This window comes from Micromonospora sp. WMMD723 (genome assembly GCF_049863385.1).
Taxonomy (GTDB): domain Bacteria; phylum Actinomycetota; class Actinomycetes; order Mycobacteriales; family Micromonosporaceae; genus Micromonospora; species Micromonospora wenchangensis.
This window is the reverse complement of the sequence record NZ_JBMKNR010000001.1, coordinates 6,513,052-6,539,634: the sequence shown is the minus strand read 5'-3', so window position 1 is coordinate 6,539,634 and position 26,583 is coordinate 6,513,052. Positions and strand designations below refer to the sequence as shown.

Annotated in this window: 21 protein-coding genes; 17 read left to right on the top strand and 4 right to left on the bottom strand. The window is 74.0% G+C overall.

Annotated features, from left to right (window positions below):
• The 5 genes from cysK to ACN261_RS28295 are packed head-to-tail and all read left to right on the top strand — an operon-like array spanning window position 1 to window position 5,634.
• Window positions 1-963 (top strand): cysteine synthase A, encoded by a 963-nt coding sequence (gene cysK / locus ACN261_RS28315; protein WP_421482703.1) that lies wholly within the window; start codon window positions 1-3, stop codon window positions 961-963.
• 29 nt (window positions 964-992) lie between these two features.
• Window positions 993-2,282: an ATP-grasp domain-containing protein gene (locus ACN261_RS28310; protein ID WP_425853075.1), complete on the top strand. Its 1,290-nt coding sequence runs from the start codon at window positions 993-995 to the stop codon at window positions 2,280-2,282.
• Entirely contained in the window at window positions 2,283-3,545 is a 1,263-nt protein-coding gene (locus tag ACN261_RS28305) for an ATP-grasp domain-containing protein (RefSeq protein ID WP_421482701.1), read from the top strand. It begins immediately after the preceding gene.
• Window positions 3,542-4,963 (top strand): MFS transporter, encoded by a 1,422-nt coding sequence (locus ACN261_RS28300; protein ID WP_425853073.1) that lies wholly within the window; start codon window positions 3,542-3,544, stop codon window positions 4,961-4,963. Before ACN261_RS28305 ends, ACN261_RS28300 begins: the two co-directional genes overlap by 4 nt.
• Window positions 4,963-5,634, top strand: a complete 672-nt coding sequence (locus tag ACN261_RS28295) for a TRM11 family SAM-dependent methyltransferase (protein WP_421482699.1) — start codon at window positions 4,963-4,965, stop codon at window positions 5,632-5,634. The genes ACN261_RS28300 and ACN261_RS28295 overlap by 1 nt, the downstream gene beginning before the upstream one ends.
• Window positions 5,635-5,641: 7 nt before the next feature.
• Here the strand turns inward: ACN261_RS28295 and ACN261_RS28290 are convergent, their stop codons facing one another.
• Both ACN261_RS28290 and ACN261_RS28285 read right to left on the bottom strand, forming a co-directional pair.
• On the bottom strand, window positions 5,642-7,210 hold the full coding sequence (locus tag ACN261_RS28290) for a class I adenylate-forming enzyme family protein (protein WP_425853071.1): 1,569 nt from the start codon (window positions 7,208-7,210) through the stop codon (window positions 5,642-5,644).
• Window positions 7,200-8,744, bottom strand: a complete 1,545-nt coding sequence (locus tag ACN261_RS28285; RefSeq protein WP_425853069.1) for an NAD(P)-binding domain-containing protein — start codon at window positions 8,742-8,744, stop codon at window positions 7,200-7,202. Before ACN261_RS28285 ends, ACN261_RS28290 begins: the two co-directional genes overlap by 11 nt.
• Window positions 8,745-8,807: 63 nt before the next feature.
• Between ACN261_RS28285 and ACN261_RS28280 the strand changes: the two genes are divergently transcribed.
• The 11 genes from ACN261_RS28280 to ACN261_RS28230 all read left to right on the top strand — a co-directional run bounded on the left by ACN261_RS28280 (window position 8,808) and on the right by ACN261_RS28230 (window position 21,975).
• Entirely contained in the window at window positions 8,808-10,319 is a 1,512-nt protein-coding gene (locus tag ACN261_RS28280; RefSeq protein WP_425853067.1) for an aromatic amino acid ammonia-lyase, read from the top strand.
• Window positions 10,316-11,878: an FAD-dependent oxidoreductase gene (locus ACN261_RS28275; RefSeq protein ID WP_425853065.1), complete on the top strand. Its 1,563-nt coding sequence runs from the start codon at window positions 10,316-10,318 to the stop codon at window positions 11,876-11,878. The genes ACN261_RS28280 and ACN261_RS28275 overlap by 4 nt, the downstream gene beginning before the upstream one ends.
• Before the next feature lies 1 nt (window position 11,879).
• The gene (locus tag ACN261_RS28270; protein ID WP_421482694.1) at window positions 11,880-12,941 is read left to right on the top strand and encodes an alpha-hydroxy acid oxidase; all 1,062 of its coding nucleotides are present in this window, start codon (window positions 11,880-11,882) and stop codon (window positions 12,939-12,941) included.
• Window positions 12,938-14,275 (top strand): cytochrome P450, encoded by a 1,338-nt coding sequence (locus tag ACN261_RS28265; protein WP_421482693.1) that lies wholly within the window; start codon window positions 12,938-12,940, stop codon window positions 14,273-14,275. Before ACN261_RS28270 ends, ACN261_RS28265 begins: the two co-directional genes overlap by 4 nt.
• Window positions 14,272-15,537 carry a cation:proton antiporter gene (locus ACN261_RS28260; protein ID WP_425853062.1) on the top strand — a complete coding sequence of 422 codons (1,266 nt, stop codon included), beginning with the start codon at window positions 14,272-14,274 and terminating at the stop codon, window positions 15,535-15,537. The genes ACN261_RS28265 and ACN261_RS28260 overlap by 4 nt, the downstream gene beginning before the upstream one ends.
• 74 nt (window positions 15,538-15,611) lie before the next feature.
• Window positions 15,612-16,259: a response regulator transcription factor gene (locus tag ACN261_RS28255; protein ID WP_363655882.1), complete on the top strand. Its 648-nt coding sequence runs from the start codon at window positions 15,612-15,614 to the stop codon at window positions 16,257-16,259.
• Window positions 16,259-17,539 carry a sensor histidine kinase gene (locus ACN261_RS28250; protein WP_425853060.1) on the top strand — a complete coding sequence of 427 codons (1,281 nt, stop codon included), beginning with the start codon at window positions 16,259-16,261 and terminating at the stop codon, window positions 17,537-17,539. Before ACN261_RS28255 ends, ACN261_RS28250 begins: the two co-directional genes overlap by 1 nt.
• A gap of 130 nt (window positions 17,540-17,669) precedes the next feature.
• Window positions 17,670-18,077, top strand: a complete 408-nt coding sequence (locus ACN261_RS28245) for a YciI family protein (protein ID WP_088647355.1) — start codon at window positions 17,670-17,672, stop codon at window positions 18,075-18,077.
• A 3-nt stretch (window positions 18,078-18,080) separates the two neighbouring features.
• Window positions 18,081-19,226: an RNA polymerase sigma factor gene (locus ACN261_RS28240; RefSeq protein ID WP_421482690.1), complete on the top strand. Its 1,146-nt coding sequence runs from the start codon at window positions 18,081-18,083 to the stop codon at window positions 19,224-19,226.
• 134 nt (window positions 19,227-19,360) lie between these two features.
• Entirely contained in the window at window positions 19,361-20,569 is a 1,209-nt protein-coding gene (locus ACN261_RS28235) for an MFS transporter (protein ID WP_425853057.1), read from the top strand.
• Window positions 20,570-20,907: 338 nt separating this feature from the next.
• Window positions 20,908-21,975 carry a TauD/TfdA family dioxygenase gene (locus tag ACN261_RS28230; RefSeq protein ID WP_425853055.1) on the top strand — a complete coding sequence of 356 codons (1,068 nt, stop codon included), beginning with the start codon at window positions 20,908-20,910 and terminating at the stop codon, window positions 21,973-21,975.
• A 109-nt stretch (window positions 21,976-22,084) separates the two neighbouring features.
• On the opposite strand, the gene ACN261_RS28225 is transcribed toward ACN261_RS28230, so the two are convergent.
• Entirely contained in the window at window positions 22,085-23,428 is a 1,344-nt protein-coding gene (locus ACN261_RS28225) for a DUF4386 domain-containing protein (RefSeq protein WP_425853053.1), read from the bottom strand.
• Window positions 23,429-23,521: 93 nt separating this feature from the next.
• Here ACN261_RS28225 and ACN261_RS28220 point away from each other — a divergent pair, with 93 nt between their 5' ends.
• Window positions 23,522-24,166 carry a TetR/AcrR family transcriptional regulator gene (locus ACN261_RS28220; RefSeq protein WP_425853051.1) on the top strand — a complete coding sequence of 215 codons (645 nt, stop codon included), beginning with the start codon at window positions 23,522-23,524 and terminating at the stop codon, window positions 24,164-24,166.
• A 68-nt stretch (window positions 24,167-24,234) separates the two neighbouring features.
• Here ACN261_RS28220 and ACN261_RS28215 read toward each other — a convergent pair whose 3' ends face one another.
• The gene (locus ACN261_RS28215) at window positions 24,235-26,565 is read right to left on the bottom strand and encodes a cytochrome P450 (RefSeq protein ID WP_421482685.1); all 2,331 of its coding nucleotides are present in this window, start codon (window positions 26,563-26,565) and stop codon (window positions 24,235-24,237) included.
• Between the last annotated feature and the right edge of the window lie 18 nt (window positions 26,566-26,583).

Genomic DNA, 26,583 nt, shown 5'->3' with positions numbered 1-26,583 from the left:
ATGGCGCAGCCGACCCGTACCCTCGCACCGAGACCGTTACCCAGCATCGCCGACGGCATCGACGACCTCGTCGGCAACACACCCCTGCTGCGCCTGCCCGTCGCGCACCGGGCACCCGGTGCCGAGGTGCTGGCGAAGCTGGAGTGCGCGAACCCGGCGGCCAGCGTGAAGGACCGCGCGGCGCTCTACATGCTCCGCGCGGCGGAGGCCGACGGGCGGCTGCGCCCCGGCGGCGTCGTGGTGGAGGCGACGTCGGGCAACACCGGCATCGCGTTGGCCGCCCTGTGCGCGGCGCGCGGGTACCGCTGCATCATCGTGCTGCCGGACAACGCCACCCCGGAGCGGATCGGCCTGCTGCGCCGGTTCGGCGCCGACGTGGTGCTGACCCCCCGCGAGGCGCGTTACCAGGGCGCGGTCGACAAGGCCGAGGAGATCTGCGCGATGACGCCGGGCGCGTGGTTCGTCCGGCAGCACGACAACGACGACAATCCCCGGGCCCACCGGGAGACCACCGGCCCGGAGATCTGGACCGACACCGGCGGCCGGGTCGACGTCCTGGTCTGCGGGGTCGGCACCGGCGGCACGCTCAGCGGCACCGCCGGCTACCTCAAGGAGCGCAACCCCGCGCTGCGGGCGGTCGCGGTGGAGCCGGCGGGTTCGCCGTTGCTGTCCGGGGGTACGGCCGGCACCCACGCCATCCCCGGTTTCAACGGCGGGTTCGTCGCCCCCACCACCGATCTGAGCCTGATCGACGAGGTCGTCACCGTCACCGACGAGGAGGCGGCGGACACGAGCAGCTGGCTGGCCCGCCGCGTCGGGGTCCTCGCCGGGGTGTCCTCCGGGGCGGCGACCCACGTGGCGCTGCGGGTGGCCCGTCGGCGCGACAGCGTCGACAAGCGGATCGTCGTCATCCTCCCCGACACCGGGGAGCGCTACCTGAGCATGTGGTCGGAGCGTCCGTGAGACGCCGGAGATTCGGAGGGGACGGTCCCGTGCGGACACTGCTACTCGTCGGTGGCGTCGACGACACCGCCGTCGCGGCGAAGGAACTCGGTCTGCGGGTGCTCCTGCTCCAGCACCCCACCAAGATCACCGAACGGCAGCGGCAGGTGGCCGACGTCGTGGAGGTGCTGGACTACACCGACTGGACGCTGACCGCGCCGGTCGTGACCCGGCTGCACCAGCGGTGGCGCATCGACCAGGTGGTCTCGCTGACCGAGCCGGGCCTGGACATCGCGGCCCGCGCCCGTGACCTGCTCGGCCTCGACGGCACCAGCTACCCGGTGTCCCGCCGGTTCCGGGACAAGCTCGCCATGCGCCGCCACCTGGTCAGCCGCGACGCCGAGGCGGTCGCGGCGGCACCCCTGCGCGACTTCGACGACCTGCGCGCCTTCGGTCTGCGGCACGGGTACCCGTTCGTGGTGAAGCCGACCGCCGCCACCGCCAGCATCGGGGTGTTCCGGGTCGACGACCCGTCCGGCCACGAGGCCGTGTGGGAGCAGGTGTGCCGGTTGCGGGGGACCCGCACCGACCGGGTGTCGACCCTGCTGGTGCTCGACGACTTCCTGATGGAGGAGTACGTCCACGGCCGGGAGTTCAGCGTCGAGACGTTCAGCTTCGCCGGCCGGCACGTGGTCGTCACGATCACCGAGAAGATGACCGACCCGGGCCACTTCGCCGAACTCGGCCACGCCGTGCCGGCCCGGTTGACCGAGGACGCCTGGGACCGGGTCGGCGAGTGCGTCGGCACCTTCCTCGACCACCTGGGCTTCACCGACGGCCCCTGCCACACCGAGGTCCGCCTCAGCGGCACCCGGGCCCGCATCATCGAGGGCCACCACCGCTACGGCGGCGACGCCATCCCCGAACTGGTCCGCGCCGTGTACGGCATCGACCTGGACCGGCTCGCCGTCGGCTGGCCGTTCCGCCTGGTCGACCCGTTGCCGGACAGCCCCGCGCCGCGGGGTGCGGGCTGTGTGCGTGCCGTCGTCGGCCCACCCGGTCGGGTGCTGTCCGTCGAGGGGGTGCAGGAGGCGGCCCGTCAGCCCGACGTCCTGGCGGTGCGGATCAGCGCCCGGCCCGGCGACGAGGTGCGCCCGCTGCGGGACAACTGGGACCGGCTCGGCCTGGTCGCCGTCACCGGCCCCACCGTCGTCGCCGCCGCGCAGCGGGGTGCGCGGCTCGTCGACGAGTTCATCCGCATCCGCATCCGCGACGACCGGGGTGCCGAGCACCTGGCCCGGGTCGCCGAGGTGCACCAGCTGACCGGGGCGGTGGGGTAGGTGAGCGTGCTGATCCTGCACCGCAATCCGCTGGAGCCGTTCCCGTACCGGGACTGGCTGGCCGACCACGACCAGCCGGCGGTGCTGCTCGCCGCCCGCGACAAGATCGAGTCCTTCGGCGAGCAGATCCCGACCGACACCCTCGGCCTGGCCCACCTGGAGGTGCTCGACCACTACGACCGGGACGTGGCGGCCCGCGCCACCGCGCTCGCCGCCCACCACCGGCCCCGGCACGTCGTCGCCCTGCACGAGGCGGACCTGGAACTCGCCGCCGAGCTGCGGGCCCGCTTCGGGCTGCCGGGCCCCCGGCCCGCCGACATCCGGCCGTTCCGCGACAAGCTGCTGATGAAGCAGCGGGCGGTGGCCGCCGGCATCGAGGTGGCCCCGCACACCCTGGCGACCACGGCCGGGCAGGTACGGGCCTTCGCGGCCGACCACGGGTACCCGGTGGTGCTCAAGCAGCGGGCCGGCTACAACTCCGTCGGGTTGCGCATCGTGCGCTCCGCCGGGGAGCTGCCTGCCCACCTGGACGAGCTGTACCGCGACGGCGACCGCGACGACCTGCTCGTCGAGCGGTTCGTGCCCGGCCGGATGTGCCACGTCGACGGGTTCGTCCGGGCCGGCCGCACCGTGCTGGCCTGGCCGTCGCAGTACCAGTACGATCTCGCCTCGTTCGGCAGCGACCCCGGTCCGCGCATCGACGTCACCCTCGACCCGGACGACCCGCTCACCGGCCGGCTGCTCGACCTCGTCGACCGGGTGCTGGCCGCCCTCACCCGCTCACCCGGTGCGCTCACCGACCACGCCTTCCACGCGGAGGTGTTCCACACCCCCGACGACCGGCTGGTGCTCTGCGAGATCGCCTGCCGCAGCGGCGGGGCGAAGATCCGCGAGGTGTTCGAGGTGATGTTCGGCGTCAACCTGGCGGAGGCGGAGCTGCGGACCCAGTTGGGGCTGCCCGTACCGGCGCTGGACCGGCTCACCGGCGACGCCCGCCCGCGTCCGCGCAGCATGTCCGGCCAGATGCTGATGATGAAACGTCCCGGGCTGGTCCGCACGGTGCCCAGCCCGCCGACCGAGCCGTGGGTCCGCCGGTTCTGGTGCTGGGCCCGACCCGGGCAGGTGATCCCGCCGGCCGCCGGCTCGGCCGACTTCCTCACCGCCGCCGTCGCCGCCGCACCGACCCGGGTCGAGTGCGAGGCGCGGCTACGCCGGCTCGGCGACCGGGTCGCCGCGCAGATCCAGATCGGGGAGGCGTCGTGACCGGCCGGGGAGTCCAGGCCCGCTACATGGCGGCGATGGTGATCGACGCCACCGGCAGCGGCATGTACCTGCCGCTGTCGCTGATCTACTTCCAGCACAGCACCGGCCTGTCCGTGGGACGGGTCGGCGCGATCGTCAGCGCGGCGGCGGTGCTCGGCCTGATCGCCAACCCGCTGACCGGGGTGCTCGTCGACCGGTTCGGCGCACGGGCCGTGGTGGTGGGCGGCTACCTGCTGCGCGCCGCCGCCTTCGCCTGCTATCCCCTGGTCGACTCGGCGGGGCCGCTGTTCCTGGCCGTGCTGGTGGTGGCGTTCGGTGACGTGTCGTTCTCCCCGTCGGTGCACTCGCTGGTCGCGGAGATCGCCAGCGGCAGCGCCCGGGACAAGCTGATCGCCGCGCAACGGAGCCTGCGCAACGCCGGGCTCGGTGCGGGTGGTCTGCTGGCCGGGGCGGCGCTCACGGTGCGGGCCGACCGGGCGTTCACCGTGATCGTGCTGACCAGCGCGGTCGCCTTCACCGTCGCGGCCGGGCTGATCCGGGCGATCCCCGTGCACCGCCGGTCCGGCGGCACCGCCCGTACGACGCAGGGTCGGGGCTACCGGCTGGTGGCCCGCAACCGTCCGTTCCTCGCCCTCACCCTGCTCAACGTGCCGACCGCGTTCGGCTACATGGTGCTGGCGGTGAGCCTGCCCGTCTACGTGACGCTGCACCTGGGGCAGCCGGCCTCGCTCGTCGGCGCGCTCTACGCGGTGAACACCATCGGCATCGCGGTGGCGCAGATCCCGGTCACCCGGGCGTTGACCCGGTTCCGCCGGTCCCGGGCCGTGGCGGCCGGGGCCGGCGTGTTCGGGCTGTCGTTCGTGTCGTTCGCGGTGCTCGGCGCGACGGCCGGCGGTGCGGTGCTGCTGGCCGGCGTGTTCGCCGCGACCGCACTGTTCACCGTCGGGGAACTCCTGCACGGGGCGACCGCGTCCGCGCTGGTGGTCAACGCGGCCCCCGAGCAGACCCGGGGCCGGCACCTCGCCGTCTACCAGCTGTCCTGGGCGGTGCCGGCCGCGTTGGCGCCCGCGGTGCTGACCGCGCTGCTGTCGCTGTCGCCGACCGGCATGTGGCTCGTGCTGGCGGCCGGTGTGGTGGTGTCGGCCCTCGGCGTGCTGCGCCTCGAACCCCACCTGCCCCCGGCGGCGGTCCGGGCGCCGGCCGCGCCGCAGACGACCGACGGGCCGACCCCGCCGCCGTCCGGGGACACCGCCCCCGGCCCGTACGGCGGCGCGCCCGTCGCCGACCCACCCGGCGGTCCCTCCGCCGCTGATCCCCCCGGCGGCGCGTCCGTCGCCGACCCGCCCGGCGACGCGCCCGCCGCCGGTTCCTCCGACGGTCGCGCCGCCGGCCCCGTACGAGTCAGGGAGAGTCACTGATGGGTGTTGCCAGCTGGGTGGTCCTCACCGGCGACGATCCACGGCACGCGCCACCGGCAGCCGCCGGCCAGTGCGGCTGGGTGAGTCAGATCGCGCCCCTGGTCACCGAGTTCAGTCGGCCGGGGGACCTGGTGCTCGACCCGTTCGCCGGATGGGGGACCAGCCTCGTGGCGGCCTCGGTCACCGGCCGGCGCGGCATCGGCCTGGAGATCTCCCCGGACCGGGCCAAGCAGGCGGCGCGCCGTCTGGAGGCGTACCCCGGCCAGGTGATGATCTGCGGTGACGCCCGCCGGCCCCCGGTGCCCGACCGCAGCGTCGACTTCCTCGTCACCGACCTGCCCTACTTCGGCACCGCGCTCGACACCGACTCCCCGGTCGACGGCCAGTTCTACGCGCTGCGCGACTACTCCGCCTACCTGACCGCCCTCGACCATGCCTTCCACGCGTTGGCCCGGGTGCTCAAGCGGGGCGCGTACGCGGTCGTCGCGGTGCAGAACCGGCGGGTCGGCGACCGGTTCGTGCCGCTGGCGTGGGACGTCGGCCGGGTGCTCGGCGGTCACCTGACCCTCGGCGACGAGCGCATCCACCTCTATCCGCGCCCGGTCACCGAGGGGGACCCGATGGTCAACAACCGGGGGCACGAGTACCTGCTCGTCGCGCGGAAGCGGTAGCCGCCGCTCAGGAACCGGCATCCACGCCCAGGGCGCGCTTGTCCGGCTTGCCGCTCGGCCCCACCGGCACCCCGGCGATCACCTCGACGGTCGTCGGGACGGCGGCCGCGCCCAGGGCCGCCGCGACCCGGGCGCGCAGCCGGTCGACGTCCAGCGGGCAGCCGCCGGCCGGCACCACGTACGCGTGCACCGCCTCGCCGGTGACGTCGTCGGGGCGGCTGACCACGTACGCCTCGGCGACGGCGGGGTCGGTGGCGAGCACCCGCTCGATCGGACCGGCGTACACCAGGTTGGCGTTGACGATGATCACGTCCCGGGCCCGGCCGTACAGGTGCAGGTAGCCGTCGGCGTCCAACCGGGCCAGGTCGCGGGTGCGCACCCAGCCGTCGGTGAACACCTCGGCGGTCTCGGCCGGGTCGCCCCAGTAGGCGTCGGCCTGCGCCGGGGTCCGGACGAAGAGTTCACCCTCGGTCGCCGGCCGGCCGTCGGCGTCCCGCACGGACAGGTCGACCACCGCCGGGGCGCGCCCGACCGAGGCGAGCCGGCGCGGGTCGGCCAGCAGCTCGGCCGGGGTGACCATCGCGATCATCCCGGTCTCGGTCTGCCCGTAGCCGTGGAAGACGACCGGGCCGAGCACGTCGAGCGCCTCGGCGAGCCGGGACGCGGTGAGCGGGGAACCGGAGACCACGAGCGCCCGCAGGCTGCCCAGGTCGACCGGGTCGGCGCGCTGGTCCCGGACGAGCTGGTGCAGCTTGCCGACGGTGATCACGCTCGCGGTGGCCCGGTGCCGGGTGATCATGCCGGGGAACCCGGGCGGGCGGGCGGCGACCAGGGTGCCCCCGGCGGCCAGGGTGAGGATGCCGTACTCCAGCATCACCTGGCTGCTCAGCGAGCCGAAGACCAGGTAGCGCCCCAGCCGGGGGGCGAGTTCGGCGATCGCCGGTGGCCACCGGTCGGGGTGGGCCGCCCAGGCCGCGCCCATCGCCGCGTACGTCTGGGCGCAGCCCTTGGGATGGCCGGTGCTGCCGCTGGTCCAGGTGATCCGGGCGACGTCGCCGGGCCGGCCGGCGGCGACCAGCGGGCTGCCGTCGTCGGTGGTCCCCGCCAGCGTGGCGAGCCGGGCGTCGTCGACGAGCAACGCGTCGTCGCTGGCGAGTAGCCGGTCGAGTTGCGCCGGGGTCAGCTCGGGCCGGATGCCGGACACCCGCGCGCCGACGGTGAACGCGGCGAGGACACCGGCGAGCGCCTCCGGGGTGACCCCGATCCGCAACGCCACCGCCCGTCCGGGCCCGATGCCGGCGGCCCGCAGCCCGCTGGCGATCCGCCGGACCAGGTCCGCCAGCTCGGCCGCGCCGACGATCCGGTCGCCGTCCTCGAAGACCGGCCGGTCGCCACCGGTGGTGAGCAGCCGCAGCACGGGCTGCGGCCACAGCTCACCACCGGCGGCGGTCCCGGACCGGTCGCGGTCCGCCGACCCGCGACCGGTCCGGTCGTGCCCGCCGTACCGGCCGGGCCCCGTGGCGCGATGGTCGGCGTCCGCCGCGCCACGGCCGTCGTGGTGGTGCTCAGCCGGCATCGGACAGGACGCCCTTGAGGAACAGCGCCAGGGGCTGCTGGTGCACGCCGGGCAGGTCCCAGTTGTTCTCCAGGTTCTCGGCGAGGTGGTGGGTGGCGACGACCTGCCCGCCCCGGTGCACCCGGACGACGGGGTGCAGGTAGCTGGCGTCGTGGGCGCGTTCGGCGTCGTTCTCGGCGATCCGGGGGACGGTGATGTCGAACGGGTCGACCTGGTCGTGGTCCGGGCCGTACTCCAGGGTGGTCACCACCGCGAACGGCTCGGGCCCCAGGCCGCCGTCGTGCAGGTGGGCCACCGGCACCTCCTCGTGGTAGCGCGCGACACCGTCGGCGATCACGACGACGTCGCCGAGGACGGTAAACTGCTGCCACAGCGCGGAGGTGCGGTTGATCCGGGCGATGATCGCGTCGGTGATCGCCTCCGGGGTGGCGTCCAGTGTGGTGGCCGGCCACGGCGTGCCGTGGTACCGGGCGTCGAGCATCCGGTGCAGGGCGCGTACGCCGTACCGGAAACCGTGGATGAAGCCGTTGGTGGAGCGCTTGAAGTCGCGTTGCTGGGTGAGGGTGCCGGCGAAGAACAGGCCGGGCACGTTCACCGACTCGAAGCCGGAGGTCTGCTCGGGGAAGCGGTCGTTGATGACCAGCCGGGGCCGGGCCGACGGGTCGAAGATGTCCGCGTCGAACCGGAAGCCGGTGCACAGGATGATCCGGTCGTAGTCGATCTGCCGCAGCGACTCGCGGGTGCGGGCGTACCGGAAGTCGATGCGGTAACCGCCGTCGTCGCGGCGGGCGATCCGCTCGACGGTGCCGTCCAGGACCGCGTTCTGCGACTTGAGCTGGTAGGTGTCGAGGAAGTTGTTGTTCACCGCGCGCAGGTGCCCGACGTAGTGCGTCTGCCAGGCCAGCCGGATCGAGTGCGGTCCGGCGACGTGGATGACGGCGGCGGTCTCGACCAGGGCGTCGGCGGTCTCGAAGGCCGAGTTGCCCTTGCCGATGATCAGGACCCGCTGGTTGGTGAAGTCGTCCGGGTCGACGCTGACGGTGTCGTAGCGTTCGGCGAGTTCGACGCCCTCGATCGGCGGGACGTGGAGCTTCGAGACGCCGGTGGCCACGACGACCCGGCGGGCGGTCAGGGTGTCGTCGCCGGCCTCGACGGTGAACAGGTCACCGTCGCGGGCTATCCGGGTGACCCGGGTGTCGTAGCGGACCCGCAGCCCCTGCGCGAAGGCGGCGAGGTAGCGCACCATGTCGTCGGCGTGGGGGAAGTAGCGCCGGCTGAAGTTGCGGAACAGCAGCGCCGGATCGTCGGTGAGCAGCGAGTTCCAGTCGGAGCGCAGGTTGAACTCCGGATCGTCGGACCCGGTCCAGACCTTGTTGATGGAGATCAACTGGCGGTGCCGCGGGTAGCGGCCGAAGAACGTGCCCGGCGCCGGCCCGGCCTCCAGCACCAGATGGTCGCGACCGTCGCGCTCCAGCAGGGCGGCGAGTTGGAGCCCGGCCGGCCCGGCTCCGATGATCAGGTAGTCGAGCGTCATGCGGCGCACCGTATCGGCCCGATTTCAAAGCGTTCTGAGAATCGCTCTCTAGGGTCCGGTCGCATGACGACAGAGGTTGATCTCGCGGCACCGCTGCGGATCGCCGACCTGAGCGCCGCCCGCGACCCGGTCCGGGTCGTGGTCGGCACTCAGGTCCGCGACCGGGTCACCCGCACCCGCACCTTCCTGTCCGCGGTGCTCGGCGAGGACCGCGCGGTGTACGGCAGCACCACCGGCTTCGGCGCCCTGGTCGGGTACGCCGGCCGCGCCGACCTGCGTGACCAGGCCGACAACACCCTCGCCCACCTCGGCGCGGGCCACGGCCCGGATCTCGCCCCGGAGATCGTCCGGGCGACCGTGCTGGTCCGGGCCTGGTCGCTGGCCCGGGGCGCGTCCGGGGTGTCGCCGCACGTCGTCGACGCGTTGGCGGCGATGCTCGGGACCACCTTCGTGCCCGCCGTGCCGAGGTGGGGTTCGGTGGGCGCGAGCGGGGACCTGATCCCGCTGGGCGCGGCGGCCCAGGCGCTGCGCGGTCGCGGCCACGCCTACCTCGACGGGGTACGCCTGCCGGCCGCGCAGGCGCTGGAGAAGGCCGGCCTGACCCCGCTGCCGCTGGACGGACGGGACGCCCTGGCCCTGGTCAACGGCACCTCGCTGACCACCGCGGCGACGGCGCTGGCGTTGTCGGCCGTACGTGCCGCGCACCGGGCGGCGCAGCTGCTCACCTGCCTGCTGGCCGACCTGCTCGGCTGCGACCCGCAGTTCCTCGACGCCCGGCTGCTGCGCGCGTACGGGCACCCGGGCGCGATCGACGTGGGCGCGCGGATGCGGCAGGTCGGCGCGGGGCTGGTCGCGTCGGGCAAGCGCGCGTTGCAGGAGCCGTACAGCATCCGGTGCGCGCCGCAGCTGCTCGGCGCGGCCGAGGACGCGCTGCGCCACGTCGATTCCGTGGTCACCGCCGACCTGGGCAGCGTCAGCGACAACCCGCTGTTCTTCCCCGACGACGACCTCGTGGTGCACGGCGGCAACTTCTTCGGCCAGCCGGCCGCGTTCGCCGCCGACCTGCTGTCGATGGTGGTGGCGCAGGTCGGCAACCTCGTCGAGCGGCAGCTCGACCTGCTCGTCGACCCGCACCGCAACGGTGGACTGCCGCCGATGCTGGCCGCCGGCCCGGGTCAGCAGCACGGGCTGCAGGGGGTGCAGCTGGCCTCCACCGCGCTGATCGCCGAGATCCGCCGGGACACCATGCCGGCGAGCATGCAGAGCCTGCCGACCAACCTGCACAACCAGGACGTCATCCCGCTCGGCACCCAGGCCGCCCTGCGGGTCTTCGACCAGGCCGGGCTGCTGCGGCTGATCGTCGGCTCGTTGGCGCTGGGGCTGCGTCAGGCCGCGTACGTGGGGGCCCGGACGCCCACCGCTCCGGGCTGCGCCCGGGTGCTGGCGGCGCTGGTCGCGGCGATCCCCCCGATCGACCCGGACCGGCCGCTCGACGGCGACGTCCGGCGGGCCGCCGACGTGATGGACGCACTGGAACTCCCGTTGACCCCTCTCACCCTGGATGGCCCGTCGTGACCCTCGACTGTCTGATCATCGGAGCCGGCCCCGCCGGCCTGCAACTGGCCGCCCTGCTCGAGGCCGACGGCCGGCGCGACTACCTGGTGCTGGAGGGCGCGGACATCCCGGGCGCGTTCTTCGCCACCTACCCCCGGCACCGGCAACTGATCTCCATCAACAAGCCGCACACCGGCTCCGACGATCCGGAGGTTAACCTGCGGCTGGACTGGAACTCGCTGCTCAGCGACGATCCGGCGCTGCGGTTCACCAGGTACACCGAACGGTACTTCCCGGACGCCGACCAGATGGTCCGCTACCTGGCCGACTTCGCCGCGACGACCGGGGTGAAGGTGCGCTACGGCGCGCGGGTCACCTCCGTGTCCAAGGTGGACGGGGTCTTCGAGGTGCACGCGGGGGAGACCTTCCGGGCCCGGCGGGTGGTCGTCGCCACCGGCGTGTCCCGGCCGTACCTGCCGGACATTCCCGGGCTGGAGCTGGCGGAGCAGTACGCGGACATGCCCGTCGACCCGCGCGACTACCTCGACCAGAAGGTGCTGATCATCGGCAAGGGCAACTCCGCGTTCGAGACGGCGGACAGCCTGATGGAGACCACCACCCTGATCCACCTGGCCGGGCCCAGCTCGGTGCGGATGGCCTGGCGCACCCACTACGTCGGGCACCTGCGGGCGGTGAACAACAACTTCCTCGACACCTACCAGCTCAAGTCGGCCAACGCGATCCTGGACGGCACCGTCCGGCGGATCACCCGCGACGCCGACGGCTACACGGTGACGTTCGCGTTCTCCCGCGCCGACGAGGTGACCAAGGAGCTGCGCTACGACCGGGTGCTCGTCTGCACCGGGTTCGCCTTCGACGCGTCGATCTTCGACGAGTCGTGCCGGCCGGAACTGGCGATCCGGGACCGCTTCCCGGCCCAGACCGCGCAGTGGGAGTCGGTGAACGTGCCCGACCTGTTCTTCGCCGGCACCATCACCCAGCAGCGGGACTTCAAGCGCTCGACCAACGGGTTCATCCACGGTTTCCGGTACGCCGTGCGGGCCCTGCACCGGATCCTCGAACGCCGGTACGGGGACACGCCGTGGCCGGCGGAGAAGCTGGACGCGACCGGGGCGTCGATCGCCGACGCGATCATCGCCCGGGTCAACCGCACCTCCGCGCTGTGGCAGCAGTTCGACGTCCTCGCCGACGTGGTGACCGTCGCCGACGCCGACGCGCGTTACCACGAGGAGGTGCCGGTGGACTACTTCACCGAGACCGGCCTGCGCACCGCCGACCACGACTACTCCGACGCGTTCGTGGTCACCCTGGAGTACGGCCCGGAGCACGACCAGGTGGACCCGTTCGACGTGACGGTGAAACGGGTCGCGCAGGACGTCGTCGGTCAGGCCCACGACGCGGCGTACCTGCACCCGGTCGTGCGCCACCACCGGGACGGCCGGGTCGTCGCGACCCACCACCTGGCGGAGAACCTGGAGAACCGGTGGGACCGGCCACAGGTGCACGTGACGCCGCTCGTCGCCTTCGTCGACAGGTGCCTGCGCGGGGCCGGGGACTGACGTGCCGGCCCTCGACGAGGTGGCGCTGAACCTGGCGGACGTGGCCGCCGCCGCCCGCCGCCGCCTCGACCCGGTGCACTGGGACTTCTTCGCGGGCGGGGCGGGCGACGAACGGAGCCTGCGGGCCAACGAGGCGGCCTTCGCCCGGCGCTTCCTGCTGCCCCGGGTGCTGCGCGCCACCGGCGACCGGGACCTGCGGATCTCGCTGCTCGGCAACGAGGTCTCGATGCCGGTGCTGGTCGCGCCGACCGCGTTCCACCGGCTCGCCCACCCCGACGGCGAGCTGGCCACCGCCCGCGCCGCCGCCGAGGCCGGCACGGTCATGGTGGTGAGCATGGCGGCCACCCGGCCGGTCGAGCAGATCGCGGCGGCCGGCGGGACGCTGTGGTTCCAGCTCTATCCGCACACCGACGTGGAGTTCACCACCACCGTGGTCCGGCGGGCGGTGGCCGCCGGCTGCCGGGCCCTGGTCGTCACGGTCGACTCGCCCGTGTTCGGTCGGCGCGAGCGCGACCTGCGGCACGGATTCGTCGACCTGCCACCCGGCATGGTCTGCGAGAACATGCGTGACGCGAACGGCCGGGTCCGGGACGTCGAGATGAACGCCCGGGCGAGCTGGGAGCTGGTCGCCGTGCTGCGTCGGCTCACCACGGTGCCCATCCTGCTCAAGGGGGTGTTGCACCCCGAGGACGCCCGGCTGGCCGTCGAGCACGGGGTGGACGGGGTGGTGGTCTCCAACCACGGCGGCCGGCAACTCGACGGGGTGACGGCCACCCTGGACGCGTTGCCGGCCGTCGTGGCGGCCGTCGGCGGGCGGCTGCCGGTGCTGGTCGACGGCGGGCTGCGGCGCGGGGTCGACGTCCTCGTCGCGTTGGCGCTGGGGGCGACGGCCGTGCTGGTCGGCCGCCCGGTGCTGTGGGGGCTGGCGGCGGGCGGCGCGGCCGGGGTGCGGCACGTGCTCGACCTGTTGCGCGCCGACCTCGACCGGGCGTTGGCGCTGGTGGGCGTCGCGCGGCCGGGCGACCTGAGTGCCGACCTGGTCACCGTGGGAGCCCCGGCGTGAGCGCGCCGGTGCTGTGCGGCGTGCTGCTCGTGGCGGTGGTCGGCTGGACCCTGCCCCGGTGGCTGCCCCCGGCGGTGGTGCGGCTGCGGCAGTGGGTGTTCGCCCGGGTCAACGGCGAGGAGGGCATCCCGGTGCCCGGTCCGCTCGTCGACGTCGAGCACTTCGAGCGGCTGTACGCCGACCCGGCGGCCGACGGGCGCAGCCGGGGCGCCGGCCTGTCCGACCTGTTCTGGTACTGGCTGTCGCCCGGCCCGCACATGCACCAGGAGCACCTGGAGCCCGGGGAGCGGTACCGGGCGGTGGCGGGGGTGACCCGGCAGGTGCTCGCGCTGCGACCGCAGCGCGTCGACGCGCTCGCCACCGCCGCCACCCGGCGGGTGCTCGACGAGCTGCCGGCCGGGCGGGTCCACGTCCGGTTGCGGGACCTGATGATGCCGGTGTGGGCGGAGGTCTTCCACGAGCTGATCTTCGGTGAGGTGTGCCCGCCGCAGGTCCGGGCGCTGTACGTCGCCAACGCCACCGACGTGGTCGCCGCCCTCAAGTGCACCGGCCTGCGGCACCTGGACCGGCGGGACCCGTTGACCCGCTACCTGCGGGGGCGTCTCGAGGCGGGCACCTGCCCGGTGACGTTGCCACCGCCGTTCACCACCGAGGAGACGGCCTGGTACCTGCACGGCGCGTTCGGCACCACGGCGGTGGTGCAGATGTCCGAGGCGATGGCGCACGTGCTGCTGGCCCTGGCCGCCCGGCCGGACCTGCAGCGGGGCCTGGACGACGACGACGCGTTGGACCGGGTGGTCGACGAGACGCTGCGGGTGCACCCGCTTTTCGGCGTCGCGCACCGGATCACCTCCGCGCCGATCGGGTTGCCCTCCGGGGTCACCCTGCCCGCCGGGTCGGTGCTGCTCTTCAACTACCTGGCGTTCCAGCGCAGCGGGCCGGCCGGCGACGAGCGGTTCGACCCGGACCGGTGGCGCACGCTGCGTCGCCGTGACGCCCGGTTCATCCCGTACGGCGTCACCGCGAACCGGGCCTGCCCGGCGCGCGGGGTGGCGCCGGTGATGTTGCGCGCCGCGACCCGGGAGGTGCTGCGCCGGTACGCCCTGGCGTCCTCGGCCGCGCACAGCCGGTCGCTGCCCAGCCGGGGCCCGGCGTACCTGACCCCGGTCGGGGTGGCCGGCCCGGGGCGGCTGCGGCTGGCCGCGATGCGGTGGCGGGACCGCTGGGCCGACGTGGGTCGCAGCGTCCGGCAACTGGTGTTCGGCGCCTGGATGGTGGTCGACGCCCGGCGACAACGGTTGTGCACCACCTACTTCGAGGAGGCGGTCCGGTGACCCCCACGCAGTTGGCTCCACGGTTCTTCATCGCGGTCGCGGTGATCCTGATCTTCTGTAAGGCGGTGGCCTGGCTGCTCGGCAAGGTGGGGCAACCCGCCGTGGTCAGCGAGATGCTCGCCGGTGTGCTGTTGGGCCCGTCGCTGCTCGGCTTCGTGCTGCCGGACGTGAAGGACGCCCTGTTCCCGACCGCGCTGCTGCCGGTGCTGTACGTGGTGGGCCAGGTGGGCCTGGTGCTGTTCATGTTCCAGGCCGGGTACGCCTTCAGCGCCCACCGGGTGACCGGCCTGGTCGGCACCGCCGGGCTGGTGTCGCTGGCCGGGGTGACCGCGCCGCTGGTCCTGGGGGTGGGGCTGGTCCTGGTCACCGCGGACGCCGTGCCGATGCGGGCCGACGGGACGTCGATCGGGGTCTCGGCGGCGTTCGTCGGGGTGGCGTTGGCCATCACCGCCTTCCCGATGCTGGCCCGGATCATCACCGAACGCGGGCACGCCGGCACCCGGCACGGCACGCTGTCGCTGGCCAGCGGCGCGATCGACGACATGGCCGCGTGGATCATGCTGGCCATGGTGCTGGCGTTCGCCTCCGGCCGGGCCGGGCCGGCGGTGGTCACCGCCGGTGGGGCGGTGCTGTTCGGGCTGGTGCTCTGGCTGGGCGGGCGGCGGGTGACCACCGTGCTGATGACCCGTCCCGGCCTCAACGACTCCGCCCGGGTGCTCGGCACGGTGGCCCTGCTCTTCCTGGTGGCCTGGTACACCGACGAGATCGGGCTGTACGCGGTGTTCGGCGCGTTCGCGGTCGGCGTGGTGATGCCCCACAACGCCAACACCGACCGGGTGGTGGACACCCTCACCCCGGTCGCCGCGACGGTCTTCCTGCCGCTGTTCTTCACCTATTCGGGGCTGCGGACGGAGTTCGGGCTGCTCGGCAGCCCGCCGGTGCTGCTGTTCGCGGCGGCCTGCGTGACGGCGGCGATCGTCGGGAAGTTCGGTGCCTGCTGGGCGGCGGCCCGGCTGCGGGGCGAGTCGCAGGGCGTCGCGCTGCGGGTGGGCGCGTTGATGAACGCCCGGGGTCTGATGCAGCTCATCGCGCTCAACGTCGGCCTGGAGGCGGGCATCGTGAACGCCTCGCTGTTCACCGTGCTGGTGCTGGTCGCCCTGATCACCACGATGATGACGACCCCGCTGCTGAGTTGGATCGAGCGCCGGGAGGCCCGTCGGGGCGACGGCGTCCGGCCACGGACACTCGCGACGGTGAAATGATAAAAAGATAGCTATCACTTTTTAGGCCCCCGCTGTGCGATCGTGGAGGCATGCACGGGGGAGGACCTAACCGGTTGCTGTTGGTCGAGGACGACGAGGAACTGGCCGACCTGCTCACCGAGACACTGAGCGGTGAGGGCTTCCTCGTCGACCGGGCCGCAGACGGCCAGCGTGGCCTGCACCTGGGGCTGACCCGCAGCTACGACGTGCTGGTCGTCGACCGGATGCTGCCGGCGCTGGACGGCCTCGACCTGGTCGCCCGGCTGCGGTCCCGGGCGGTCCCGACCCGGGCGCTGATGCTCACCGCGCTCGGTGGCGTCGGCGACCGGATCGCCGGGCTGGACGCCGGCGCCGACGACTACCTGGGCAAGCCGTTCGACCTGGACGAGTTGAGCGCCCGGGTCCGGGCGTTGTGCCGGCGCGGCGCGGAATCCACCACGGTGCTGCGCATCGGCACCGGGCGGCTCGACCTGACCTCGCACGACGTGGTGCTCGCCGACGGCACCCAGGTGGCGCTGTCCGCCCGGGAGTTCGAGCTGCTGCGGGTGCTGGCGGCCCGGCCGAGCACCGTGCACTCCCGGGGTGAGCTGCGCCGCCGGGTCTTCGACGCGGCCGCCGCGACGTCGCTCGTGGACACCTACGTCTACTACCTGCGGCGCAAACTCGGCCGGTCGGTGATCCGGACCGTGCACGGACTCGGCTACCGACTCGGAGCGCTGTGATGGAGCTGGTGGAGCAGTCGATGGTACGCCGGGCCCGGCTGCGGATCGGGCTGCTGGTGGGGCTGGCCATCAGCGCCCTGCTGCTGCTGGCCGGCGGCCTCTCGTACGCCGTCCTGGTCCGCAGCCAGGAGGCGCAGATCCACCGGGAGCTGGCCTGGGGCGTCCAACACGCCACCATCCCCGGCCCGCCCGCGTGCAGCTGGGTGTTCCGGTACAACGGGCTCACCACCGACACCGGCCTCAACCCGCCACCGGCGGGCTTCCCGCTGACCGGGGCGTTGCGGTCGGTGGCCGCCTCCGGAACCACCGAGGTCACCACCGTCACCCGTAACGGCACCACCTACCACGTCCGTACCGAGTCCCGCAGCGACGGGGTGGTCGTGCAGGCGGTCTTCGACGCCCGGTTCCAGCTGTCCGACCGCCGGCACCTGCTGCTCGCGTTCAGCCTCGCCGCCACGGTCGGGTTGTTCGTCGCAGTGCTGACCGGCGCCCTGGTCGGGCGCCGGGCCGTCGCGCCGCTGGCGGAGGCGCTGACCCGGCAACGGCGGTTCATCGCCGACGCCAGCCACGAGCTGCGGACCCCGATCGCCCAGGTGCACATCCGGGCCCAGCTGATGGCGCGGCGGGCGCGGACCGGGGGCAGCACCACCAGTGTGGAGGATCTCGACAGGCTGATCGGCGGCACCCGCCGGCTGGGCGAGATCGTCGACGACCTGCTGCTCTCCGCCCAGCTCGCCGCCGCTCCCGCCGACCGCCGTCCGTACCCTCCGGTCGATCTGACCGCGCTCGTCTCGGCGGCCGTCGCCGCCGAGACGGAACGGGCCGCCGAGCGGCAGGTCACCCTCGCCGCCGACCTGCCCGACGGGCCGCTGCCGGTGCCGGGGGTCGCGTCGGCGCTGCGCCGGGTGGCCGGTGAGCTGCTGGCGAACGCGCTCGCCCACACCCCGCCCGGCGGCCGGATCGACGTGTCGTTGCGGGCCGGCGGCGACTACGTCGAGTTCGTGGTCGCCGACACCGGGGTCGGGTTCGACCAGGCCGACGCGCGGCGCATCTTCGACCGCTTCCACCGGGGCGGGGGTTCCGGGGAGCACCGGTTCGGGCTGGGGCTGGCCCTGCTCCAGGAGGTCGTGACGAGCCACCGGGGCACGATCGAGGCCGAGGGCCGGCCGAACCAGGGGGCGGCGTTCACCGTCCGCCTGCCCGCCACCCGGGCGTCCGAGGTGCCGGAGCGGACCTCGGGCATCCGCCGCCTGCGGGTACGCCAGCTCGTCGCCAGGTGAGCCACGTCGGGCCGCGACACCCGGGGCGGGAAAAATGTTCCGCCGCCGGTGTCGAGAACGGCAGGCCGGCTCCGTCCCCGGGGTGAACGCGGCCAGAATGGGGGTCGCGCCGGCACCGAGGAGAGACCCGATGGCGAAGTACCTGCTGCTCAAGCACTACCGGGGTGCCCCACCCGCGGTCAACGACGTCCCGATGGACCAGTGGACGCCCGAGGAGATCACCGCCCACGTGCGGTACATGAACGACTTCGCGGCCCGACTGGAGGGCACCGGCGAGTTCGTCGACGGTCAGGCCCTCGCCCCCGAGGGGACGTTCGTCAGGTACGACGGGCCGGGGCGTCCGCCGGTGACCGACGGGCCGTTCGCCGAGACCAAGGACCTCGTCGCCGGGTGGATGGTGATCGACGTGGACAGCTACGACCGGGCCGTCGAACTGGCCGGGGAGCTGTCCGCCGCGCCGGGGGCGGGTGGGAAGCCGATCCACGAGTGGCTGGAGTTGCGTCCGTTCCTGACCGCCCCGCCGACCGTCACCGACTGACCGGTGGACGGTGACCTGCTGCGCCGGCTCACCCCGGAGGTGCTCGGGGTGCTCGTGCGGCGTGGGGCGGACTTCGCGGCCGCCGAGGACGCCGTGCAGGACGCGCTGGTCCGGGCGCTGGACGTCTGGCCGGCCGACCCGCCCCGGGACCCGAAGGGCTGGCTGGTCACCGTGGCCTGGCACCGGTTCCTCGACGCGACCCGGGCGGACGCCGCCCGTCGTCGGCGCGAGGACCTCGTCGTCGAGGAACCGGGGCCGGGGCCGACGTCGGGGGTGGACGACACCCTCCGGCTCTACTTCCTGTGCGCCCATCCGTCGCTGAGCCCGTCGTCGGCGGTCGCGTTGACCCTGCGCGCCGTCGGCGGGCTGACCACCCGCCAGATCGCCCGGGCCTACCTGGTGCCGGAGGCGACCATGGCGCAGCGGATCAGCCGGGCCAAGCGCACCGTGTCCGGCGTACGCCTCGACCGTCCCGGCGACGTCGCCACCGTGCTGCGGGTGCTCTACCTGGTCTTCAACGAGGGCTACTCCGGCGACGTCGACCTCGTGGCCGAGGCGGTCCGGCTCACCCGGCAGCTCGCCGCGATGGTGGATCATCCTGAGGTGGCCGGGCTGCTCGCCCTGATGCTGCTGCACGACGCCCGGCGCGCGGCCCGGACCACGCCCGACGGCGGGCTGGTCCCGCTCGCGGCGCAGGACCGCAGCCGGTGGGACACCGACGCGATCGCCGAGGGGGTGCGCATCCTGCAGGCGGCGCTGGCCCGGGACCGGCTGGGCGAGTTCCAGGCCCAGGCGGCCATCGCCGCGTTGCACGCCGACGCGCCCGTCGCCGCCGAGACCGACTGGGTGCAGATCGTCGAGTGGTACGACGAACTCGTGCGGCTGACCGACAGCCCGGTCGTCCGGCTCAACCGGGCGGTGGCCGTGGGGGAGGCCGACGGGGCACGGGCGGGGCTGGCGGCCCTCGCGGCGGTGGACCCGGCGGTGCCCCGCCACGCGGCGGTGACGGCGTACCTGCACGAGCGGGCCGGTGATCCGGCGACGGCGGCCCGGTGGTACGCCGAAGCCGCCCACCGGGCCGCCCACCTCGCCGAACGTGACCACCTGATCCGCCAGGCCGCCCGCCTCAATGCCCGTCCGCCCGGCTGAGTTCCGGTGCGCCCACCCGGCACCCGGGGCTGACGGCGGTGCCGTCGACCCGGGACGGGACCCTTTTCATTGATACCCTTGACTGCTCTCGGGGCGACCGCATTCGTGGGTGGCGCAGGGACGGGGGCCGGGCGATGACCGACTGTCGTACCCCTGGGGCGACCGCCGCGCCCCGGGCGGTGGCGGCGCTGGTCGCGTTGTCCCTCTCGGCGTTCTGCTACGTGGCCATGGAGACGTTGCCGGTGGGCATCCTGCCCCTGGTCGCCACCGACCTGGACGTGTCCGTGTCGCACGCGGGGCTGCTCGTCACCGGCTACGCGGTCACCGTCGCGGTCGTCTCGGTGCCGCTGACCCACGTCACCCGGCGGGTGCCGCGTCGCCGGCTGCTGGGTGTCCTGCTGGGCGTGCTGGTGGTCGCCACGCTGGTGTCGGCCGCCGCCCGCGACTACCAGGTACTGCTCGGGACCCGGGTGGTCGTCGCGCTCACCCAGGCGCTGTTCTGGGCGGTGGTCGCGCCCGCCGCCGCCGGCATGTTCCCCGCCCGGGTACGCGGCCGGGTCACCTCCGTCGTGTTCGCCGGGGCGTCGCTCGGGCCGATGCTCGGCGTGCCGGCGGGCACCTGGCTGGGTCAGCAGTGGGGTTGGCGGTCGGCGTTCCTGGCCCTGGCCGCGCTGGCGCTGGCCGGGTTCGTGGCGATCGTGACGCTGATGCCGCCGGTCGCGGTCGGGGCGACGCACGCGTCGACCGGCACCACCCCGGACGCCCGCCGGTACGCGGTCGTCGTGGTGGCCACCGCGCTGTCGGTGGGGGGCCTGTTCACGGCGTTCACCTACACCGCCGTCTTCCTCACCGACGTCTCCGGGTTCGCCCCGGGCGCTCTCGGCCTGCTGCTGCTGATCCGGGGCCTCGCGGACTTCGCCGGCATCACCGCCGGGGGGATCGCGAGCGACCGCCACCAGCGGGTGGCGATGGTGACCCCGGTGCTGCTGCTGGTGGTGGCCCTGCTCGGGATGTTCCTGCTGGCCGGGTCGCCGGTGGCCACCGGGGTGCTGCTGGCCGTGTCCGGGTTCGCCATGGGCGCGTTGACCCCCGCCCTGCAGAACCGGGTGCTGGAGGTGGCCCCGGGCAGCGCCGACCTGGCGGCGGCCGGCAACTCCGCCGCCTTCAACGTCGGCATCGCCAGCGGGTCCCTGCTCGGCGCGGTGGTGCTGTCCCGGTCCGGGGTGCAGGGCACGGCGTTGGCGGGCGGACTGGTGGCTGCGGTGGCGCTGGTCGTCCTGCTGGCTGAGCCGCTGGTCGCCCGGGGCGGTGCGGCACGACGGGCCGTCCGGGGACGAGAATAGATCGTATTGCGAGATGGTGTCTCTGTTGACGTTGCGGTGGGCGTTGGTTAGCCTGGACCGATCATCGCCAGCCGCAGGAGAACGCCATGATCCGAGTTCCGCAAGGCTCTGGATTGCTGGTGCGCGGTTACGAGGAGCCGCTGCGGGTCCACCCGCCGCGGGAGGGCATGCGCCCCGGGACCGCCGCCGGGGACCCGCAGACCCCGTTCTGACGGATCGGCGCGCCGTCTCCCGACCGGGACACGGCGGACGCCCACGTCGTTGATCAGCCCGGTGGCGGCACCGCCCCCCGGGACACCGACCCGTTTCCGCAGAACCGAACCTCGGAGCGCATCATCATGACCACCGCAATCGATCTCGCCCCCATCTCCGGTCCGTCCGCCTGGCGCGGTGACGAGCTGCGTACCTCGACCGAGTGGGTCTACCAGCTCAGTGACGCCGAGCGCGCCGAGCTGGAGACCGTCGGCCGCCGGTTCGTCGCCGACAACCCCGACCTGCGTACGGTGACCGCCGCCGACTACCCGCTGCCGGCCTGCGCCGGCCTCAACGAGGAGTGCGCCCGCCAGCTCGACTCCGGACGCGGCTTCATCCTGGTCCGGGGCCTGCGCACGGAGGAGTACGGCGACACCCTCGCCGGGGCGATCTTCTTCCTGATGGGGCTGCACCTCGGCGTGCCGATGGGGCAGAACCAGATGGGTGACGTGCTCGACCACGTCATCGCCACCTCCAACAAGACCCTCGACGACCCGTCGGCGCTGCCGTCGCGGGTCCGCGACCGGCTGCCGTTCCACTCCGACAGCTCCGACGTGGTCGCGCTGATGTGCCTGCGGGCGGCCAAGGCCGGCGGGGCGAGCAGCCTGGTCAGCGGCACCACGATCTACAACGAGATCCTGCGCCGCCGGCCTGACCTCGCGCCGCTGCTGTTCGAGTCGTGGCACTGGGACTGGCACCGGCAGGACCCGGACGCTCCGGCCCGCACCTACACCTCGCCGATCTGCAGCTACGTCGACGGCGTGTTCAGCACCTACGCCGGCAGCTCGATGATCTTCTCGGCCCAGGACTACCCGGAGGTGCCCCGGCTCACCGAGGCGCAGATCGAGCTGCTGCACCTCTACGACGAGGTGTCCCAGGCCCCCGGCCTGGCCCTGGACATGGACTTCCAGCCCGGTGACGTGCAGTGGCTGCTGAACTACGCCGCCCTGCACTCGCGTACCGGTTACGTCGACTTCCCGGAGCCGGAGCGTCGCCGGCACCTGCTGCGGCTGTGGCTCAAGCGTGACGTGGGCCGGCCGCTGGTCGACGGGTTCGGCAAGCACGTGGTGACCGAGCGCGGCAGCGAGATCGCGCCGGGCGGCCGGTTCCACATCGCCGAGGCGGTCGAGCCCAACTTCGAGTGGGGCAACTGACCCACCGGCCCCTCGTCAGGACGGCCCGCAGCGCCCCAGTGTCGTGGCGCGGCGGGCCGTCCGCGTGCGGGTCACCCGTACGGTCGTGCGGTCACGGTCACGGTCACGGTCACGTCGCGGCGAGCGGCCGGACGTCGGCGTCCGGCGCTACCGCGCGGGCCGGGGTCCGGCGGTGCCGGCCGGCGTGCACGAGCAGCCAACCCAGCAGGACGACCTCGCCGACGAAGGTGACCCCGGCGACCTGCACCGGATAGTCGGCCGTGACCAGCGGCCCGGCCGAGTCGGCCAGGTAGCCCGCGCCGGCGACCGCCACCAGCGCCGCCACCCAGGTCGGCACGGTGTCCGACCGCCAGGCCAGCCATCCGACCAGCAGCAGGTGGACGCCGAACAGCAGCAGCCCCAGGCTCCAGACCTGCTGGAAGTCGGCGAGCGCAGGGTACCCGTCGGCGCGCAGCCGGTCGGCCCCCGCACCGTCGCGCAGCAGGCCGGCGACGCCGGTCAGGTGGACGACCGCCACGGCGAGGACGACCGCGTAGCCGGTGCGGCACCACGCCGCGAGCAGGGCGACGGTGGGTTGGGCGTGGTCGAGGAACGCCCGCAGCGCCCAGCCGACCAGCACGTCGAGGCAGGCCACCGCGAACAGGGCGACGACGGCCAGGGTGAGCGCCGGGCGCTGGGCGGGCAGCCGGGCGACGGTGTCGGCCGCGTCGGCGGCGAGCAGCGGTTGCACCACGCCGAAGTTGGCCCACCCGGCGAGCACCGCCATCAGCAGCAGTCCCACCCCGGCGACCAGTGCCGCGCGGTGGGCGCGGGAGCCGTCCGGGCCCGCCCCGCCCGCTGCGGTGGCGGCGGTCCCGGCGGCGGTGGTCGGCGGGGTCACGGTGATGGCGGGCGAGTCGGTGGCCGGCGGGCCGGGCGAGGCGGCGGTGGCCGGCGCGAACCCCCGGACGAGCAGCAGCACGCCGAGGGCGATCTCGAACAGCCCGCCCGGGACGGCCAGCGCGACGCCGGTCCCCATCCCGGCCAGCTCGGCTGCCGCGCCGGCCGCCAGCAGCGCGTAGCCGGCGACGCCCCAGCCGGCGAACCACCGGGGCAGCCAGCGTCGCCGGGCCAGTGCCAGGCAGAACGGCAGGCTGCCCAGCCCCAGCGACAGCATGGCGAGCTGGTAGGCCAGCTCGGCGGCGCCGTCGCCGTAGCGGTCGCGCAGCACCAGGCCGGCGGCGAGCAGGAACGCCTCCGCGCCCCGGGCCGCCAGGTAGCCCCAGGCGACGCCGGGGTGCGGCCGGCGCAGCGCCCGGAAGGCCAGCACGCCGATGGCGGCCACCAGCACGGAGTTGGCCAGCACCAGCGCCACCCCGACCGGTCGTCCGGCGAGCGCGCTGCCGACGCCGTAGGCGACGAACGCCGACAGGAAGAACGCGCCGGCCCACCGACCGGCCACACGCAGGGACATCGTCGCCTCCCAGGTCTTCGTACTAAGTACGACTTACTTAGTACGGTACGGTGGGCGGTGCAGGCGGTCAACCGGGTGTCAGGGGAGCGACTGGTGGGCGAACCGGTGCGGCAGCTCAGCCGGGAACGGGTCCTGGGGGCCGCGGTCGCCATCGCCGACGCCGACGGGCTCGGCGCGCTGACCATGCGCTCGCTCGCCGCCGCGCTGCACGCCAAGCCGATGTCGCTCTACCACTACATCCGCAACAAGGAGGAACTGCTCGACGCGCTCGTCGACGGGGTGTTCGCCGAGATCGACCTGCCCGTACCGGGCGGCGACTGGCGGGCCGAGGTGCGCCGCCGCTGCCTGTCGGCCCGTACCGTCCTGGCCCGGCACCCCTGGGCGCTGACCCTGATCGAGACCCGGACCAGCCCCGGCCCGGCCACCCTGCGCCACCACGACGCCATGCTCGGCGTCCTGCGGGGCGGAGGGTTCTCGCTGCCGATGACGGCCCACGCGTACGCGATCATCGACGCGTACGTGTTCGGGTTCGTGTTGCAGGAGGCGTCGCTGCCGTTCGACACCGGCGACGCCGCCACCGAGGTCGCCGACGCGATCATGGCGTCCTTCGCGGCGGGGGAGTACCCGCACCTGGTCGAGTTCGCGACCCGGCACGTGAACCAGCCCGGTTACCACTTCGGCGGGCAGTTCACCTTCGGCCTCGACCTGATCCTCGACGCGCTGGCGAACGCGGCGTGACGACCACCGGGGACGGACGTCCGGACGGGCCGGCCCCGGGACCCGGGGCCGGCCCGTCCGGACAGGACCTACAGGTCCAGCACCAGGCGCTCCGAGCGGCACCGCCCGACGCAGATCATCATGCTGCGTCCGGCCGCACGCTCCTGCTCGGTCAGCAGCGAGTCGCGGTGCTCCGGCGTGCCGGCGAGCACCCGGGTCTCGCACGCGCCGCAGTAGCCCTTCTCGCAGTCGTAGGTCAGGCCCGGCACGACCTCACGCAGCACGTCGATCATGCGGCGGTCCCGGGGCACCCGCAGGGTCGCCCCGGTGCGCGCCAGGTGCACCTCGAACTCGGTGTTCGCCGCCGGGTCGAAGGCGACCTCCAGGTCGTCCCCGGCGGTGAACCGCTCGACGTGCAGCCGCTCCGACCGGCCGGTGGCGGCGCAGACCCGCTCCAACGCGTCGATCATGCCGGTCGGCCCGCAGCAGTAGACGGCCGTGTCCGGGCCGGTGGAGTCGAGCAGCGCCCCCAGGTCGGGCAGGCCCGCCTCGTCCTGCGGCAGCAGGGTCACCCGGTCACCGGCGAGCGCCGTCACCTCGTCGACGAAGGCCATCGAGGCCCGGCTGCGACCGCCGTACACCAGCCGGAACGGCACGCCCCGGCGGTCGGCCTCGCGGGCCATCGCCAGGATCGGGGTGATCCCGATGCCCCCGGCGAGGAAGAGGTAGTCGGGGGCGTCGACGAGCGGGAAGTGGTTGCGCGGGCCGCGCACCGCGAGGGTGACGCCCGCGCGGGCGAGCGCGTGCAGCTCCACCGAACCGCCCCGGCCGGCGGGCTCGCGCAGCGCCGCGATCCGGTAGTGCCGGGTGTCGTCCGGGTCGCCGCACAGCGAGTACTGCCGGACCCGTCCGGACGGTAGCCGCACCTCCAGGTGCGCGCCCGGAGCCCAGGGCGGCAGTTCCGCGCCGGTCGGGTCGGCCAGGCGTACCTCCAGCACCTCGTCGGTGGCGGTGGCGGTGGCCGCCATGACCAGCTCCCGGTCGCCGGTCAGGCTGGCGGTGGGCCGGGTCCCCGCCGCGTCGGCGTCGCGGCGGGGACCCGGGGTGAAGACGGCCGGGATCGCGTCCCAACCGCTCTGGTTGCCCCGGGTGGGATAGGCGACGAGCCCTTCCTCCACCACCCGGAAGTCGGGCAGCCGGGTGAGCACCTGCGTGATCATCTCGCGGAACATCAGCCGGGCCAGGTGCGCTCCGGCGCAGCGGTGGCTGCCGATGCCGAAGCTCAGGTGCCGGGCGGCGTCGCGGTCCAGCCGCAGCTGCTCGGGGTCGGGGAAGACGGCCGGGTCGTGGTTGGCCGCGACCCACGGGATCAGCACCCGCTCGCCGGCGGTGACCGGGCAGCCGCCGACCTCGGTGTCGGTGCGGACGGTGCGGGCCATCGACTGCGACGGGGCGAACACCCGCAGGAACTCGTCGGTGGCGGTGAGCAGCAGGTCGGGGGAGTCGATCAGGCGCTGCCGGTCCTCGGGGTGCCGGCTCAGGTGCACCAGGGTGGAGCCGGTCAGCGAGGTGGTGGTGTCCACCCCGCCCGCGATCAGCAGCCCGATGACCGAGACCAGCTCGTCGGCGTCGAACAGCTCCCCGTCGGGGCGGCGCTGGGCGGCCAGGTAGCTCACCGCGTCGCCGGTCGGGGCGGCCCGCCGCTCGACGATCAGCTCGCGGATGCGCTGGTCGAGGTAGGCCAGGCCGGCGGCTCCGCGGACGGCGCGTTCGCTGCCGGGCAGCGCGGCGAAGATGTCGTGGATCGGGCCGGCGAGCTTGGCCCAGTCGGATTCGGGGAAGCCCAGCCAGTCGAGGGTGACGGCGGCCGGCAGCGGGTTGGTCAGGTCGCGGACGAAGTCCACCGACCCCTCGGCGATGAACGCGTCCACCACGCGGGTGGTGTGCCGGGCGACCATCGGGGCCAGTTCGGCGACCGCGTCCTGGGTGAGCAGCGGGTTGATCAGGTCGCGGTAGCCGGTCGCGGCGGGCGGGTCCAGCTCGATCGGGTACTGCTCCAGGCCGGGGCCCCGGGGGATGACGATGGCGGTGCCGTCACCCCCGGCGGTGGCGCGGGCGGAGGAGAAGGTGTCGTCGTCGCGGGCGATCCGGACCACGTCGGCGTACCGGGTGGTGTAGACGAAACCGCCGTGCGCGTCGGTCCGGCCGACCGGGCAGGTCTGGCGGAACTCCCGGTAGTAGCCCACCGGGTCGGTGTTGCACTCGGCCGAGTGGTGGTCGAAGGGCGCGGGCCGGTCCTCGGTCGCGGTCGGCGCGGCGGCCGGTGCGGTGCGCTGCTGTTCGGTCATCGGGACGTGCTCCACAGGTGCGGGACGCTGCGCGGTGTTGCCCAGCCGCGCCACTGGGTGTGGGTCTGACACCAAGGGTAATGTCGCTCA